This is a genomic window from Allobosea sp. ASV33 (assembly GCF_016428755.1).
GTDB lineage: Bacteria > Pseudomonadota > Alphaproteobacteria > Rhizobiales > Beijerinckiaceae > Allobosea.
The window spans coordinates 15844-31641 of record NZ_JAELTI010000027.1; the positions used below are offsets into that span (position 1 = coordinate 15844).

12 protein-coding genes are annotated in these 15798 nt (G+C 68.4%); 10 read left to right on the top strand and 2 right to left on the bottom strand.

Translation table 11 applies throughout. The annotated features are described in order from the left end of the window. Window positions 1–52 precede the first annotated feature (52 nt). Window positions 53–817, top strand: coding sequence for an ABC transporter ATP-binding protein (locus JHD80_RS10715; protein WP_349237250.1), 765 nt, complete (start codon window positions 53–55; stop codon window positions 815–817). Continuing rightward, complete coding sequence (locus JHD80_RS10720; protein WP_465246515.1) at window positions 814–1689, top strand: ABC transporter permease; 876 nt, start codon at window positions 814–816, stop codon at window positions 1687–1689. The genes JHD80_RS10715 and JHD80_RS10720 overlap by 4 nt, the downstream gene beginning before the upstream one ends. An 18-nt stretch (window positions 1690–1707) precedes the next feature. Here the strand turns inward: JHD80_RS10720 and JHD80_RS10725 are convergent, their stop codons facing one another. Next, window positions 1708–2565, bottom strand: a complete 858-nt coding sequence (locus tag JHD80_RS10725; RefSeq protein WP_199086892.1) for a hypothetical protein — start codon at window positions 2563–2565, stop codon at window positions 1708–1710. Window positions 2566–2876: 311 nt separating this feature from the next. On the opposite strand from JHD80_RS10725, the gene JHD80_RS10730 reads away from it, so the two are divergent. From JHD80_RS10730 to JHD80_RS10750, 5 genes are all read left to right on the top strand, one after another. Next, window positions 2877–4019, top strand: coding sequence for an ABC transporter permease (locus tag JHD80_RS10730; protein WP_199086893.1), 1143 nt, complete (start codon window positions 2877–2879; stop codon window positions 4017–4019). Between the two features lie 2 nt (window positions 4020–4021). Beyond that, window positions 4022–4852, top strand: coding sequence for an ABC transporter ATP-binding protein (locus JHD80_RS10735; RefSeq protein ID WP_465246516.1), 831 nt, complete (start codon window positions 4022–4024; stop codon window positions 4850–4852). Between the two features lie 3 nt (window positions 4853–4855). Beyond that, window positions 4856–5998 (top strand): MlaD family protein, encoded by a 1143-nt coding sequence (locus tag JHD80_RS10740; RefSeq protein WP_199086897.1) that lies wholly within the window; start codon window positions 4856–4858, stop codon window positions 5996–5998. A 4-nt stretch (window positions 5999–6002) separates the two neighbouring features. After that, the gene (locus JHD80_RS10745) at window positions 6003–6608 is read left to right on the top strand and encodes an ABC-type transport auxiliary lipoprotein family protein (protein WP_199086899.1); all 606 of its coding nucleotides are present in this window, start codon (window positions 6003–6005) and stop codon (window positions 6606–6608) included. Between the two features lie 359 nt (window positions 6609–6967). Beyond that, a complete protein-coding gene (locus tag JHD80_RS10750) occupies window positions 6968–7681 on the top strand; it encodes a DNA helicase (RefSeq protein ID WP_199086901.1) in 714 nt (237 codons plus the stop codon). A 288-nt stretch (window positions 7682–7969) separates the two neighbouring features. Here the strand turns inward: JHD80_RS10750 and JHD80_RS10755 are convergent, their stop codons facing one another. After that, a complete protein-coding gene (locus tag JHD80_RS10755) occupies window positions 7970–14104 on the bottom strand; it encodes an apolipoprotein A-IV repeat region-like domain-containing protein (RefSeq protein ID WP_199086903.1) in 6135 nt (2044 codons plus the stop codon). Window positions 14105–14366: 262 nt separating this feature from the next. On the opposite strand from JHD80_RS10755, the gene JHD80_RS10760 reads away from it, so the two are divergent. From JHD80_RS10760 to JHD80_RS10770, 3 genes are all read left to right on the top strand, one after another. Continuing rightward, complete coding sequence (locus JHD80_RS10760; protein WP_199086905.1) at window positions 14367–14705, top strand: Hpt domain-containing protein; 339 nt, start codon at window positions 14367–14369, stop codon at window positions 14703–14705. A gap of 85 nt (window positions 14706–14790) precedes the next feature. Then, window positions 14791–15111, top strand: a complete 321-nt coding sequence (locus JHD80_RS10765; RefSeq protein ID WP_199086907.1) for a 2Fe-2S iron-sulfur cluster-binding protein — start codon at window positions 14791–14793, stop codon at window positions 15109–15111. 261 nt (window positions 15112–15372) lie between these two features. Next, on the top strand, window positions 15373–15795 hold the full coding sequence (locus tag JHD80_RS10770) for a universal stress protein (RefSeq protein ID WP_199086909.1): 423 nt from the start codon (window positions 15373–15375) through the stop codon (window positions 15793–15795). The last annotated feature ends 3 nt before the right edge of the window (window positions 15796–15798 follow it).

Here is a 15798-nt window from a genome sequence, read left to right on the forward strand (position 1 = left end):
CACGGCCTATCTAAGCACACCCCCGGGCAACCAAAGCGCCGGCACCCCGCTGGTGGCGATCCGGCAGGTCTCGAAGCGCTTCGCCAACGGCACGCTCGCCGTGCGCGACGTCGATCTCGAACTGGGGGCAGGGCAGTTCATCAGCCTGCTCGGCCCCTCCGGCTGCGGGAAATCGACGCTGCTGCGCATGATCGCGGGCCTCGGCGCACCGAGCTCCGGCACGATCGCCTGGCCGGGCGAGACCGGCGCCGCGCAAGGCAGCGCCGGCCGTGGCGCGCGCGATCTCGGCTTCGTCTTCCAGGACCCGACGCTGATGCCCTGGGCCAATGCGCTGGCCAACGTCATGCTGCCGCTGAAGCTCAAGGGCGTGGCCCGGGCCGAGTCCGAGGCGCGGGCCGCCGAGATGCTGGCGCTGGTCGGCCTCAAGGGCTTCGAGACATCCTATCCGCGCGAGCTTTCCGGCGGCATGAAGATGCGCGTCTCGATCGCCCGCGCGCTGGTGATGCGGCCGAAGATCCTGCTGATGGACGAGCCCTTCGCCGCGCTCGACGAGATCACCCGCCACCGCCTCAACGACGACCTCCTGGCGCTGTGGGAGCGCGAGCGCTTCACTGCTGTCTTCGTCACCCATTCGGTCTTCGAGTCCGTCTATCTCTCGCAGCGCATCGTGGTGATGGCGGCCCGGCCCGGCCGCGTCATGGCCGATCTTTCGGTCGATGCCGCCTATCCCCGTGACGAGCTGTTCCGGACCTCCGGCGAATACGCCCGTCTCTGCCGCGTCGCCTCCACCACGCTGAAGGAGGCGATCGGCCGATGAGCGCGCCCGTCGAAACGCTTCGCTCCGATGGCACCGATGCGCAGGCGCTGCCCGTCGCGATGGCGGAGGCCCGCATCCTCGGCCTGCCGGCCAGCATCTGGCCGCGCATCCTCGCCCCGATCGTGATCGGCGTGATCGTGCTGGCGCTCTGGGAGTTCGCGGTCCGCTGGAACGATATCCCGCATTACGTGCTGCCCGGGCCGATCCTTGTCGGCCAGACGCTGATCGCTGACTGGGGCACGCTCTCCGGTTCGCTCTGGGTGACGCTGAAAATCACCTTCATGGCGCTGGCGGCTGCTGTCGTCGTCGGCGTCACGCTTGCCGTGCTGTTCAGCCAGTCGAAATGGCTCGAGATGGCGCTCCTGCCCTATGCGGTCATCCTGCAGGTCACGCCGATCGTCGCCATCGCGCCGCTGATCATCATCTGGGCCAACGATATCGACCTGTCGCTGCTGATCTGCGCCTGGATCGTCGCCTTCTTCCCGATCCTGTCGAACACGATCCTCGGGCTGAACTCGGCCGACCATAACCTCGTCAACCTGTTCGAGCTCTACGGCGCCTCGCGCTGGCAGACGCTGCGCTATCTCAAGCTGCCGGCGGCCTTGCCCTATTTCCTGGCAGGCTTGAAGATTTCGGGCGGGCTCGCGCTGATCGGCGCGGTGGTGGCCGAATTCGTCGCGGGCACCGGCGGCAGTGCCTCGGGGCTGGCCTATCGCATTCTGGAAGCGGGCTACCAGCTCAAGATCCCGCGCGTCTTCGCGGCGCTGGTAATGATCTCGCTGTCGGGGATCGCGATCTTCCTGGCGACGAGCCTGATCTCGTACCTGCTGCTGCGCCGCTGGCACGAAAGCGCCATCCGCCGCGAGAACTGAGCGGTCGGGGCGGGGAGCCTAGACGAAATAGGCGAGCTTGCGCTCGGCCGGCAGGGCGTCGATCTCGCGCAGAGCGGTCTCCGACGGGCTCGCCGCCAGGCGCATCGCTTCGGGCATCGGAATATCGGCATCGCTGAAGACGATATCGTCGTCCAGCAGCGGGGCGGTGGCGAGGCGCGCCTCATCCGCCGGCCGGTCGTTGCGTTCGAGCGGAACGGGCCGGCGGCCGTCGCTTGCGATCTCTAGGTCGTCGTAATGCCGCGGCGCGCCGGAAGGCGGTGGCACGGTCAGCGTTTCCGCGCTGGCCGCCATGGCGGCGAAGCTGACGCTGCTCTCACGCGAGACCTCGCCGAAGGCCCGCAGGCTCGAATCCAGCATCGCGACCGTATCGGCGATCTTGTCGATGCGCTGGACCACGCCGTCGATGATGCCGATCGCCGTCGAGATTTCGGCGGCGCGGCGGTCGAGCGCATCGCAGGCTTCCTGGTCCGCGCCGGCCTCGCGCAGGCCCCAGGCGGCTTCCTGGATGCTTTCGGACGCCGCGAGCACGGTGCCCGCCGCCTTCTCGATCTGGGCTGCGAGCCCCGAGGAGCGTGTCTCGGCCCTGCCGCTGATCCGTTCGAGATCGGTGCGCAGGTCGCTGATCAGCGCGGCCGCCTCGATCAGGTTGGTTTCGCGGCTTGTCTCCTGCACGCCGAGCCCGACGACCCGCTCGATCCGCTGGATGGCGCCGAGCAGTTGCAGCGTGTCCGCCTGCCGGTTGCGCTTGGCATATTCGACCATGAACCAGCGGCCGCGCGCCGTCTCCATCACCGCGGCTTCGATCGCCTCGTAGTCGGCCTGGCTCAGCGGAGTCAGCGAGCGCGCATCGCCCATGACGGATCTGCTTTCGAAGGACCGGCCGAATCAGCGGGCGGTCGTGGCGGTATGGTTCGAGCCTGCCTTGCGATTTCTTAAGGAATTGCTGTCTTCGCCCCGAATTGGAACAATCGGTCGGCAAAGCCGCCTTTCTCGGCTCTGGCGTGGCTTCTGCGGCGCAGCCGGAACCGTTGGAGCGGCCGGTGCTTGCCAAGCAGGCGCGGCGCGGCAATACAGGGCTGGGGGTGGAAGCTGGTGCGATCGACGATCTGCGGTCGCGCCCGGCTGCAAGGCCGTTACGGCCAGGGGAACAAGGACCTCACGGCGACATGGCGAGCGTCGATACCGCCGAACCGCAGGCGACCATCCGCGATGATGCGGGCGCTCTCGCGGTAGCGCTGGCGGGGTCGTGGAGCGCCGACCGTGCGCCGCGCATCGAGGAATTGGTCGGCGAGATCACCAAAAGCCTCACGCAGGCCGGCGCCCGGATCGACCTCTCCGGCGTGACGCGGCTCGACACGCTAGGCGCCTATGTTCTCAACCGCCTGAAGGCCCGGCAGGAGCGGGACGGCGTCGATGTCGAGCTCGTCAGCAGCAAGCCCGAGCACGGCCTCCTCCTGGCGGAAGTCCAGGTTCATGACGACGACCCGCCGAAGCCGCACCGGCATGTCGGCGTCGTCGACATCCTCGTCGATATCGGCGAGAGCGTCGTGCGCTTCGGCCGCGACATGGTGGGCGGCGCGATGTTCCTCGGCGAGGTCGTGGTCGGCTCGGCCAGCGTCGTCCTTGGCCCGCGCAAGTTCCGGGGGCCGTCTCTGGTCAACCAGATCGAGCTGATCGCCTTCAACGGCGCGCCGATCATCATGCTGATCTCGTTCCTCGTCGGCTGCATCGTCGCGCAGCAGGGCATCTTCCAGTTGCAGCAGTTCGGCGCCTCCGCCTTCGTCGTGAACCTGACGGGCATTCTGATCCTGCGCGAGCTCGCGGTGCTGCTGACCTCGATCATGATCGCCGGCCGCTCGGGCTCCGCCTTCACCGCCGAGATCGGCTCGATGAAGATGCGCGAGGAGATCGATGCGCTGCGCGTGATGGGGCTCGACCCGATCGAGGTGCTGATCGTGCCGCGCATCCTCGCGCTGATCATCTCGCTGCCGATCCTGAGCTTCATCTCGGCCATGGCCGGCCTTGTCGGCGCCGGGCTCGTGTCATGGCTCTATGGCGGCATCGGCGTCGACACCTTCCTCGCGCGCCTGCAATCGGTGATCACCTGGAAGCATTTCGCCGTCGGCCTGATCAAGGCGCCGTTCATGGCCTTCGTGATCGGGCTGATCGCCTCGATCGAGGGGCTCGCGGTCAAGGGCTCGGCGGAATCGCTCGGCCGTCAGGTCACGGCCTCGGTGGTGAAGGCGATCTTCATGGTCATCGTCGTCGACGGACTCTTCGCCATGTTCTTTGCCTCGATCGCGTTCTGAGGATGATGCAGCAGGACCTCTCCCATACCGATCGCACTCAGCCCCCCGGCGAGCCGGAGGCCGTGATCCGCGTCCGCGACCTCAAGGTCGCCTTCGGCGACAAGGTGATCATGGACGGGCTCGATCTCGACGTGCTCCGCGGCGAGATCCTCGGCTTCGTCGGCGGTTCCGGCCAGGGCAAGTCGGTGCTGACGCGCACGATCCTCGGCCTCGTCCGCAAGCGGCGCGGCACGATCGAGGTCTTCGGCGAGGATGTCGACGAGCTCAACCAGCAGCAGCGGCGGGTGCTGGAGCGGCGCTTCGGCGTGATGTTCCAGCAGGGCGCGCTGTTCTCCGCGCTCACGGTCAAGCAGAACATCCAGGTGCCGATGCGCGAGTACCTCCATCTCTCGCCCGACCTGCTCGACGAATTGGCGATGGTGAAGCTCGATCTCGTCGGCCTGCCGCGCGACGCCGCTGACAAGGCGCCGTCGGAACTCTCGGGCGGCATGATCAAGCGCGCGGCGCTCGCCCGCGCGCTCGCGCTCGATCCCGAGATCGTCTTCCTGGACGAGCCGACCTCGGGCCTGGATCCGATCGGTGCTGCCGAGTTCGACGATCTGATCATGACCCTCAAGCAAACTCTGGGTCTCACCGTCTTCATGGTAACCCACGATCTCGACAGCCTGTATCATGCCTGTGACCGAATCGCCGCTCTGGCGGACAAGAAGGTGATCGCGGTCGGCACGCTGGCGACGATGCTGGCGTCCGATCATCCATGGTTGAAGGCCTATTTCGGCGGGGAGCGCGCCATGGCCAGGCTGCCGGCGGGAGAGCAGGGACGAAGCGGCTAGACCATGGAATCGCGCGCCAATTACGCACTCGTCGGTCTGTTCACGCTCGCGGTCCTCGCGGCGGCTTTCGGCTTCGTCTACTGGTTCAACAGCGGCGGGAGCGGGCGCAAGGAGAACGTCCGCGTCATCTTCACCGGCACGGTGACCGGGCTCGGGCGCGGGTCGAGCGTGCTCTTCAACGGCCTGCGCGTCGGCGAAGTCACCAGCATCGAGCTCCAGTCGGACGATCCGCGCCGCATCTACGCGGTGGTCCAGGTCGCCAACACCACGCCATTGCGCGAGGACACGCGCGCCCGGATCGAGGCGCAGGGGCTGGCGGGCGTGGTCGCCCTGCAGCTCATCGGCGGTGATCCCGGCGCACCGGTCCTGAAGGCCAAGCCGGGCGAGCCGATGCCGACGATCATCGCCGAGCGCTCCGAACTGCAGGACATCATCGAGACCGTGCGCAACGTGGCGCAGAGGGCGGACGGGATGCTCACCTCGCTCGACGGGCTGATCAAGCAGAACCGCGAGCCGATCAACAACACCGTCCGCAATGTCGAGAAATTCTCGCAGGCGCTCGGCAACAATGCCGCCGGGCTCGACAAGCTGATGGCCGGCTTCGGCAACATCGCCGAGACGATCCAGCCGCTCTCGCAGAAGCTGCAATCGCTCAGCGAGGAGCTGACGGGCGTGGTCCGTTCGGTCGACCGCAACAAGGTCGCCAGCATCATCGACAATGTCGACAAGTTCACCGGCGCGCTCGGCGGCTCCAGCGCCGATGTCGCCAAGGTGGTGAAGGACGCGGCCTCGATCTCGGCCAAGCTCGACCGCGCCGCCGATCAGGTCGAAGGCGTGCTCCAGGCGGCGAAGGGCTTCCTCGAATCCGGATCGGGACCTGATGGCCGCAGCGCCTTCCAGGAGGTCGCGGACGCCGCCAAGTCGATCCGCACGCTCGCGGACAATCTCGACAAGCGCACCGCCGAGATTACCGCCGGCATCAGCCGCTTTACCGGGCCGGGGCTGCGCGATGTCGAGACGCTGGCATCGGACGGCAGGAAGACCCTGACGGAACTCAACCGCACCTTGCGGAATTTCGAACGCAACCCGCAGCAGTTCATTTTCGGCGGCAAGCCGCCGCTTCCCCAATACAATGGATCGCGCTAGCCCCATGACGACCGAGCTTCGCCTTCCTTCGGCACGCCGGATACGCCGCTTCCTTCCGGTCCTGGCCGTGGCTTCGGCCGCATTGCTCGCCGGCTGCGGCGGCGGGGCGACGCCGACCACCTTCGACCTCTCGGCGCCGGGCGGGTTCGGCAAGGTCGGCGGCTCGCGGGGCGCGATGGTCGTGGCCGAGCCGACGGCCGTCCAGGCGCTCGATTCCGACCGCGTCATCGTCAAGGATTCGAGCGGCGCGCTCTCCTTCGTCGGCGGCGCGCAATGGGCCGACCGGGTTCCGGCGCTGGTGCAGGCGCGGCTGATTCAGACCTTCGAGAATGCCGGCCGCGTCGGTTCGGTCTCGGGTCCGGGCCAGCGCATCTCCCCCGACGTCCAGCTCAACACCAATATCCGCAGCTTCAACATCGAGGCAGCGAGCGGGACGGCGGTGGTCGAGATCACGGCGCGGATCGTCGGCGACCGGACCGGGCAGATCCAGCGGGCGCGGCTGTTCGCTGCGCGCGTGCCGGCCGGCGCGGTCGACGGGCCGGGCGCGACCCAGGCGCTCGACCGGGCATTGTCGCAGGTTCTCGTCGAGATCGTGCGCTGGGCGCGCTGAGTGCCCGTCTGGAAATGCAGCCCTCATCCTGGGGAGCCGCGATAGCGGCGTCTCGAAGGATGTTCCAGCGGGCATCCGAAACTTCGGGAGCATCCTTCGAGACGCCATTTCTGACGAAATGGCTCCTCAGGATGAGGGCTTGGGGAGTTTCCAAACAGGCTCGGAGCGCGTCCGGCTGCCACCGGTGATTTTCTTCCGCTCGCTGCTGCGCTAGGCTGTGATTCCGGCTCGGCCCGAGCCTCCCCCCTACAGCCGGGGCAGCATCATCATGCGGGGCATTTCCGACGAACCGACCGACTGTCCGGGCATCACGCATGAGGAGGGATTGCGCCAGCTGCTCGCGATAGGAGGTTCACGTCATGATGTTGTCGGCCCCGATCCATCGGTTGAAGCGTAAAGCGCGGCTCTTGAGCCGGGCAGAGCGTATCCCGCTCCACGCCGCGCTCGACCGTGTCGCAAGCGAGGAAGGCTATCGCAGCTGGAGTCTGCTCGCCGCCAAGCAGCCGGGAATGGCATCGATGCGCGCGCTCTGGCCTTTGCCGGACCCGGGCGATCTCATGCTGATGGCGGGACGTCCGGGACAGGGCAAGACGCTGGCTGGTCTCGCGCTACTGGCGGAAGCCATGCGAGCCGGCCGCCGAGGCGTCTTCCTCACGCTGGAGTACACGCCGGCGGATGTTCTCTCCCGCCTGCGCGCCCTCCAGATCGAGCCGGCGGAGTTCGCGGATCGGTTCGAATGCGATTGCTCGGACGTGATCAGCGCCGATTATATCGCCGCAAGGCTGGCCGATGCGCCTCGTGGCACCGTTGCGGTCATCGATTACCTCCAATTGCTTGACCAGCGCCGCGATACGCCCGAATTGGCGCAGCAGGTCGGAACGTTGAAGGCTTTCGCGCGGCAGAGGGGCCTGATCCTCGTCTTTCTCTCCCAGATCGATCGCTCCTATGAGGGCTCGGGCAAGCCGTTTCCCGAGATCGCGGATGTGCGCTTGCCCAACCCGCTCGACCTCGCCCTGTTCGACAAGGCCTGCTTCATGAGCAGAGGCGAGGCGCGCTTCCGGGCGGCGGCTTAGGGTCTGCTGGACCGTCTCCTCGTCATTCCGGGGCAGGCCGCAGGCCTGAGCCCGGAACCCAGAACCGATGCCCTTTCCGGAAAACGGGCTGGGATCGGGTTACCATCGAATTTAGAGCGGTATCGGTTCTGGATTCCGGGCTCTTCGCTAACGCGAAGCCCCGGAATGACGGCGGTGCTTCCGTGAAAATCCAGTACCCGCCAGGCGGCCGCAGGCCCCTTATGCATCCCACCAAAAGGAAAGGCCGCCCTTTTGGGCGGCCTTTCTCGTTTCGATTGAGTGCAGAGCTTACTCGAAGCGGCCGCTGGCATGGGCCAGCATCGTGTAGACCTTGCCGGTCTCCGAGGTCAGGTAGGTCTTGGCCACCATCGAATCGCGGTCGTCCTTGGCGGCTTCGCCGAGGAGACGCTCGAACTCGTCGATATAGCGGTCGACCGTGTCCTTGAACTCGGCGTCGCGGCGATACTTGCGACGCATCTCGTCGAAGGTCTGCTGGCCCTGCAGCGTGTAGAGCCGGCGGGTGAAGACGTTGCGCTCGCCGCGCTTGTAGCGGTCCCACAATTCGACGGCGGCGTCATGGTCGATCATCCGCGCGATGTCGACGGAGAGCGAATCGAGCTTCTCGATCGAATGCGTCGTCGGCTTGCTCGGCTCGGGCTGCTTGTCCTCCCGCGAGGCGCGGGTCAGCAGGTCCGAGAGCCAGCCGGCCTTGGCCGGCTGCTGCTGCGGGGCAGGCTCAGGCTGACGGCGCTGCGCCTCCGGCACGGGCGCCGGGCGGGTCGGCACGGTCGCCGTTTCGATCCGGGCATTCGCGCGCGGCGCAGCAGGCTGCTCGGGCTCGCTCGCCGCGTCGATGGACGGCCGCAGCAGCGGCTCTTCCGCGACGGGCGCAGGCTGCGGAGCCGGCGTGAACGTCTGCGCGGGCCGTGCCGGAGCCGCCTGGGCAGGGGCGGCGACGGCCGCAGCCGCGACAGGCCGCCGGCTGGCGACATGGTCGATCGGCAGCGAGACGTCGCCGCGGCGGCCGGCCCGCGTCACGATCTCGGTGAGGTCGTTCAGCGCCTTGATCTGCTCGGCCACGACCCGGCGCATGGCCGAGGTCGATTCCTGGGCTTCGGCTGGCAGCTCGAGCACGCCGCGCTTCAATTCGGCGCGGGTCGCCTCCAGCTCGCGCTGGATATCGCCGGTGATGCCGCGCATCTCCTGCGCCGCCTTCTGGAAGCGCTCGGTCACCTTGGCGATCTCGCCGCCGATCTCCGAGGAGACCTGGGCATAGGCCGCGCGCAGCGCTTCCGCCGTGCGCTCGCGCTCCTGGCCGGTGGCCGAGCGGATCGCCTCGAACTGCTGGGCGATGGCGTTCGTGGTCGATTCCGCCGAGTCGGAGAGAACCGTGCCGATCTGGCGGGCACGCGCCTCCGCCGTGCTGAGCGAGTCGTCGATCAGCGAGGCGAAGGAACGGGTGATCGTTTCGACATCGTCGGTGCGGTGGGCAATCAGCCCGTGCAACTGCTCCAGCGCCTCGCGACGCTCGGAGAGGGCCTTGCCGACGCGCGCTTCGATCTGCTCCAACCGGCCGGCGACGGCGTTGAGCGCCGCGCTGCTTGCCTGGGTCACCTCGTTCAGGGAGGTGCCGCGATCGTCGAGCTGGGCGACCAGCGCCGCGGTCTCGCGCAGCGTGCCTTCCGAGAAGCTCTTCAGCTCGGCGATCTGCGTTGTGACCTGCTGCGAGGCCGAGCCGGCCTCGGACATCACGGTGCCGATCACGGTCTGCAATTCGCCGACGCGGGTCGACAGGCTGTTCTCGACGGCGGCGAGGTTCTTGTTCGCGCCGTTGACGATCTGCTGCATCAGCTTGTTGGCTTCGCCGAGGCGTCCCAGCATGCCGCCGAGCTCTTCGCGGAGCTGCTCGTTGGTGCCGACCAGCGCGTCGATCGACTGGCGCGAGCCCGATTCGAGCGTCTCGCGCAGCGCATTGGACGAAGCCTCGACCGCGTTGGCGATGGCCGCGCCACGGTCGCGCAGGCCGGCGACGATGGCGTTGCCGCGGCTTTCGAGGGCACGCACCACGGTCTCGCCGACCGAGGCGAACTCGCTGGCGAGCGCTTCGCCGCGCTCGTTCAGGGCCTCGACGGCACCGTTGCCCTTGGCGTCGAACACGGCGCGCAGGGCCTCGACACGCTCGTCGACCGCCTGGGTGAAGGTCGCGCCCTGCTCGCCGAGGGCCGCGACGAGGCCGCTGCCCTTGGCCTCGAAGACGCCGCGCAAAGTTTCCACGCGCTCATCGAGCGACTGGGTGATCGTCTCGCCCTGGCGGCCGAGCAATTCGACGAGGCCGTGGCCCTTGGCGTCGAAGGCGGCGCGCATGGCGTCGGTCCGCTCGTCCAGCGAGTTCGTGATCGCCGTGCCCTGCCGCTCCAGCGCGGTGACGATGCCGGCGCCCTGGCCTTCGAAGATCGCGCGCAACTGCTCTGCGCGCTGGTCGAGCGCGCCGGTGATCGCGTCGCCGCGGCGGCCGAGCGCCGCGACGATGCCGAGGCCGCGATCGTCGAACAGGGTGCGCAACTGCTCGGCGCGCTCGGAGAGCGCCGCCGCGATGGCTTCGCTCTGGCCGGCGAGCGCCGAGACCATGCCGCCGCCCTGGTCGTCGAACAGGGCGCGCAGTTCCTGCGCCCGCTCGGCGAGAACGGCCGCGATGGCCTCCGAACGGCCCTGCAGCGTGGCGGCGATCTCGTCGCCACGGGTGTCGAGCGTGTGCGAGACGGTGTCGAGCCGGCCGACGACGCGCTCCTCGAAGCGGGCCACGCTCTGGTCGAGCGTATCGGCGATCTGGAGGGCGCGGCCGCCCAGCGTCGCGTTGATCGTGTCGGCCTTGTCGCTGAGCGTGCGGGTGAGCGACTCGCTCTTGGAGGTGACGACCTCGCCGATCTCGTCGGCCTTGGCCGCGAGCGCCTTGGTGACCTCGCGCCCACCTTCGGCGAGCACGCGGGCGATATCGACCGTGCGCTCGACCAGCGCCTCGTTGAGGGCGGTGGCGCGCGAGCCCAGGCTGCCGTCGATGCGCGCGATCAGGCTGTCGAGCGTGCCCGCGATCTCGGCGCTCTTGGCGCCCGAGCGGTCCTCGAACAGCTTGATCTGGCTCTCCATCGCCTCCGCCGCCTCGCGGGTGCGGGTGGCGAGCAGCTCGGCCGCTTCCAGCGCGCGGGCGCCGGCCTTGTCGGCCAGCACGACACTGTCTTCGGAGATCAGCTTCTCGACCTGCGCGATGCCGGCATGGAGCGCGGCGGTGAGCTGCTGCGCGTCGCCGGAAATCTTGGCGGTCAGCGTGCCGCCCTGGTTGACGATGAGATCCTCGAAGGCGCCGAGACGCGCGGCCAGCGCATTCTCGACATCGCGGCCCTGGGTATCGAACAGGGACGAGAACGCCGCCAGGCGTCCGCCGAGCGCCGTCTCGATCTCGTGCCCGCGCTCGTCGAAGAGCCTGGTCAGCGCGTCGTGGCGCAGCGCCAGCGCCTCGTTCAGCGCCTGCGCGCGGCCCTCGACCGAACGCAGCATCGACTCGGCATTGGCCGAGAGCGCCTCGTTGACGCGCCCGCCCTGTTGGGTCAGCGCCAGCACGATCTCGCGGCCGGTGCCGGCGAGCATGGTACGGGCGTCCTCGGCATGGACAGTGAAGGTGTCGCGCAATCCTTGCGTCGCCTCGGAGACGCGGTCGGCGACATGGCGGCCGTCGACATTGATCGTCTCGGTCAGCGTGCGGGTCGCCTCGGTCATGCGGCGCGCCAGGTCCTCGCTCTGCTCGCCGAGCAGGGTATGGACCTCGCGGCCGGTGCTGACGAGGTCGCGCACCATGGTCTCGCGCTGTTCGCCGAGTAGGGCGCCGACCTTCTCTGCGGTGTCACTGACGCTGGCGAGGAAGCCGGTCTGCTGCTGTTCGAGGGCGTTCTTGGCCGCCTCGATGCTTCCGGTGACCTGGGCGGCGAGCGTCGCGCCGCGCTCGTCGAGCTGCTGGTCGATGCCGGCGCCGGTCTCGGCGAGGCGGGTGATCAGCGCGTTCGAGCGCTCCGCCAGGATGCCGTGCACCGAGCGGCCGACATCGGCGACGCGGCTGGCCAGGGCCTGGCTCTCGTTGCCGAGCAGGTCCTTGATCTCGAGCCCGGCCTGCGAAACCTTCACGGTCATCGCGCCGGCCTGCTCCTCGAGCAGGGCGCTGACGCGCATGCCGGTCTCGGAGAGGCCGGTGATCAGGCGTTCGCTCTCGTTGCCGACGATGACGCCGACCTCCTGGCCGGCCTGGGTCAGGCGGCTGACGAGCAGCTCGCTCTCGTCGCGCAGGCGCGTCTCGACGGTATTGACGGCGCCCGACACGCTGGAGACCAGCGCCTCGCTGCGCTCCGACAGGAGCTTGGCGATATCGGCGCCGGCGTTCGAGACGCGCGCGACCGTGGCGTCGCTGTGCTCGCCCATCAGGCTGGCGAGGTTGCGGCCGGCTTCGGCGACGCGCTCGACGACGCCGTCGCTCTGCTGGCCGACCAGATCGGCGAGCTCGTTGCCGGCGCTGGAGACGCGGCCGACGAGCTTCTCGGCCTGCTGGTCGAGCAGGGTGTGGACGGTCTGGCCGGTCTCGTTGAGGCGGTCGACGAGCTTGCTGCCCTGCTCGGTGAAGAGCCCGTTCACCTGGCCCGCGACATCGGTGATGCGGCCGGTGAGCATGTCGCCATGCTGCGCGACGGATTCGCTGAGCGACTGGCTGGCGTCGTTGACGCGTAGGATGATCGCCTCGCTGCGCTCGCGCAGCACGTCGTCGACGGTGCGGGCGGTTTCGTTGAGGCGGCTGACCAGCGTGTCGCCATGCGTGCCGATCAGGCCGTGGACGCTCTCGCCGACCTCGGTCAGGCGGGTGGCGATGGCCTCGTTCTGGCGGATGAGCAGGGTATTGACCCCGCGCCCGACCTCGGCGAGGCGGGTGGTGACGCTCTCGCCCTCGTCGGACAGGGCGCTGCGCAGCGCTTCGCCGGATTCCGCCAGGCGCGCCTGTAGGGCTTCGCTCTGGCTCTCGATCAGCGCGACCATGTTGCGGCTGCTGACCTCGAAGCGCTCTGCGGCTTCCGTGCCGCGCGCCGAGATGTCGCGGGCGAGCGTCTCGCCGGTATTCTTGAGCAGTTCGTTGACGGTCTCGACGCGGCCGGTCAGCGTTTCCGCGACCTGGTTCCCGGTCTCGCTGATGGCGCGGGTGACGTCCTGGGCGCCGGCGGTCAGGCCCTCGGTGAGGACGGCGCCGGTGCGCTCCAGCGAGCTCGCGATCTCCTTGGCCCGGCCATCGAGCATCTCCGACAGGTTGCCGCTGGCGCCGGCCAGGCGCTCGGAAACTTCGCCGGAGGTGATCTGCAGGCGCTCGACGAGGTCGTGGCTGCGGCCGCTGATCTCCTCGATCATCTTCTCGCCGGCGCGGCCGAGCGCCTGCGTGATCTGGTCGCCCTTGGCGCCGAGCGAGCCGGTGACGCGGTCGCCGGCCTGCGAGACCGCTTCCGCGATGGCGCGGCTGGCGCTGTCGAGGTCCTTGGCGAGCCCGTCATGGGCACCGCTGATGGCAAGCTTGACGCGCTCGGCGTTGCCGACCACGGCCTCGCGCTGGGTGACGAGCTCGTCGATCAGCGAGCGCAGGCGGATCTCGTTGTCGGCATAGGCGCGCTCGAGCGTCGAGATTTCGCCGCGGACGATGGTTTCCAGCTCGCCGGCACGCGCCACCGCACGCTCGATGCCGTCGCCCATGGCGGCGACCTCGCGGCGGATGGTCTGGCTCAGCGACAGCACGGAATCCGCGCCGGCAACCTCCGGCTCGGCCAGGCGCAGCGCGACCTCGGTCATGGCGCGCGAGATCAGGCGCATCTCCTGGGTGCGGCGATAGAGCGCCGCCAGGACGAAGAAGAACACGACCGGCGCGCCGATCGAGAGCGCGAGCAGCGTCCACTCGCCGATGCCGAAGCTGGCGACAGGCTCGGGCAGGCCGTTGCTGAACGAGCCGTAGCGGCCGAGCAGGACGAAGGCGGCGCCGCCGAGCCAGGCGAGCGAGGCGAGTGCGGCGAACCAATAGGGCTTGCGCGAGGGGCGCACGGCGAAGGCCTGGACAAGCGAGCTCGAATCGCGGCGGTCGTCATTGGCGACGCGGCTGGTATCGGGCGCGATCGCGGCGCGCGGCGGCGCGGGCTGCTGCTGGGCGGGAGCGGAGGCGGGCGGAGGCGAGGCCGGAGCCGGCTCGACGCGCGGCAGCTCGAGCTTCAGGTCGTTCTCGCTGGTCGCGGGCAGCCTGGGCTCGGTCTCGACCGGCGTCTCTGTGCTGTCCTTGGGCTGGTCAAGGCGAAGCGCCTCTTCGATCGCCGACATCGCAGCTTCAGTGGGATCCTGGAGCTTCTTGGGTCGATTCATCGTTGCCGCCTCGCCACGCTACTGAACATGGGCGCATAAGGTGATATCCGCTGCCCCATGCCGCCTCTGGCCGGGTGAACGGAGACACTGCGCCCATCATTTACCAATTGGAAGGGTAGTGGACCCCAGGACCCTTGGAAACCCATTTGACTGCGCGATTCACAAACGTCGTTAACGCCTCGTTTACCATCCGGGCGCTTCCTGAGGAGCAAGAGACCGACCCAGGCGGCCATGTGATGACCCGTTTCCAAGAGCTCCGGACATGACCGAGAAGGCCATCGATTTCGCCTATCTCTCCAGCCAGACTGCCGGCGACCACGAGCTGGAGCGCGAACTGCTCGCGCTTTTCGCCCAGCAATGCGTCGCCCATCTGCGGACCATCCATGCCGCGGCCGACCGGCAGGTGCGGATGGATGCCGCCCACACCTTGAAGGGGGCGGCGCGGGCCATCGGCGCCTGGCAGGTCGCAGAGGCCGCCGACCGCATCGAGGAGGGGCTCGCCGGTCCGGAGCAGAAGGCGAGCGAAACCGCGCTCGATGCCCTGGCTTTGGCCGCGGCGGAGGCGAGGGCGGTCATCGCCCGCTTCGATTGTGCCGCCTGAGCAGGCGGCTGCGGCGCGAAATCCCGTTCCGTGCCGCTTTGAAATGCTCTAAGCGGTGCCGAAGATCGTGCCGCCGGAGTTTCCCATGCCGAACATCACCTTCATCGACGCTCATGGAGAGAGCCGCACCGTCGAGGCGGAAGTCGGCTCGACCGTGATGGAGGCGGCGATCCGCAACGCGGTGCCCGGCATCGAGGCGGAATGCGGCGGCGCCTGCGCCTGCGCCACCTGCCATGTCTATGTCGACGATGCCTGGACTGCCGCTGTCGGCCCAGCCGAGCATATGGAAGAGGATATGCTCGACTTCGCCTTCGACGTCCGCCCGAACTCGCGCCTCTCCTGTCAGATCCGCATCCGCGCCGATCTCGACGGGCTCGTGGTCCGCACGCCCGCGCGCCAGGGCTGAAGCCATACTGACTTCCACCGGAACCGCTTCGTCATCCCGGGCTTGCCCCGGGATCCATCGAAGGCCTCCGGAGCTCTACGATGGATCCCGGATCGGCGCTGCTGCGCAGCTCGTCCGGGATGACGGCATGCTTCTACCAGAAACCGGCTAGCTTCAGGCTCCGCCGCGCGGCGCTGCGCCGCACCGTGCATTTTGCGCTGGATCATGGCGCGGGTGCTGGCAAACTCCATGATGGTTGCACAACCAGCCTAGGAGGATGCGATGTATAGATCGATCATGGTCCCCGTAGATCTCGCCGAGGCCGAGCTGGCGCAGCCGGCGATCGCGGCAGCCGTATCCTTCGCCAAGATTTCGGGCGGGCGCGTGCGACTGGTCTATGTCCGCTCGCTCGTCCCGGTCACCTACATGGAATTCGTACCGGCCGATTTCGATTCCGAGCAGCAGGAGGATGCCGAGGCGAAGCTCGCCGAGATCGCGGCGAAGGTCGATCTCCCGGCCGAGCAGGTCTCGGCCAAGGTGCTGATCGGCTCGGTCCATGGCGAGGTCCTGGCCGAGGCCGATGCCGGCGGGATCGACCTCATCGTCATCGGCTCGCATGAGCCGGGCATGCTCGCCTATGTCATCGGCTCGAACGCCTCTGCGATCGTGCGCCGGGCGAAATGCTCGGTGCTGGTCGTCCGCTGAGCC

Bases quoted from the DNA above. Each gene is read 5' to 3' on its own strand.
- JHD80_RS10770 (WP_199086909.1), top strand. From the start codon at position 15,373: ATGTATAGATCGATCATGGTCCCCGTAGATCTCGCCGAGGCCGAGCTG.
- JHD80_RS10725 (WP_199086892.1), bottom strand. From the start codon at position 2,565: ATGGGCGATGCGCGCTCGCTGACTCCGCTGAGCCAGGCCGACTACGAG.
- JHD80_RS10745 (WP_199086899.1), top strand. From the start codon at position 6,003: ATGACGACCGAGCTTCGCCTTCCTTCGGCACGCCGGATACGCCGCTTC.
- JHD80_RS10720 (WP_465246515.1), top strand. From the start codon at position 814: ATGAGCGCGCCCGTCGAAACGCTTCGCTCCGATGGCACCGATGCGCAG.
- JHD80_RS10730 (WP_199086893.1), top strand. From the start codon at position 2,877: ATGGCGAGCGTCGATACCGCCGAACCGCAGGCGACCATCCGCGATGAT.
- JHD80_RS10740 (WP_199086897.1), top strand. From the start codon at position 4,856: ATGGAATCGCGCGCCAATTACGCACTCGTCGGTCTGTTCACGCTCGCG.
- JHD80_RS10735 (WP_465246516.1), top strand. From the start codon at position 4,022: ATGATGCAGCAGGACCTCTCCCATACCGATCGCACTCAGCCCCCCGGC.
- JHD80_RS10760 (WP_199086905.1), top strand. From the start codon at position 14,367: ATGACCGAGAAGGCCATCGATTTCGCCTATCTCTCCAGCCAGACTGCC.
- JHD80_RS10765 (WP_199086907.1), top strand. From the start codon at position 14,791: ATGCCGAACATCACCTTCATCGACGCTCATGGAGAGAGCCGCACCGTC.
- JHD80_RS10755 (WP_199086903.1), bottom strand. From the start codon at position 14,104: ATGAATCGACCCAAGAAGCTCCAGGATCCCACTGAAGCTGCGATGTCG.
- JHD80_RS10750 (WP_199086901.1), top strand. From the start codon at position 6,968: ATGATGTTGTCGGCCCCGATCCATCGGTTGAAGCGTAAAGCGCGGCTC.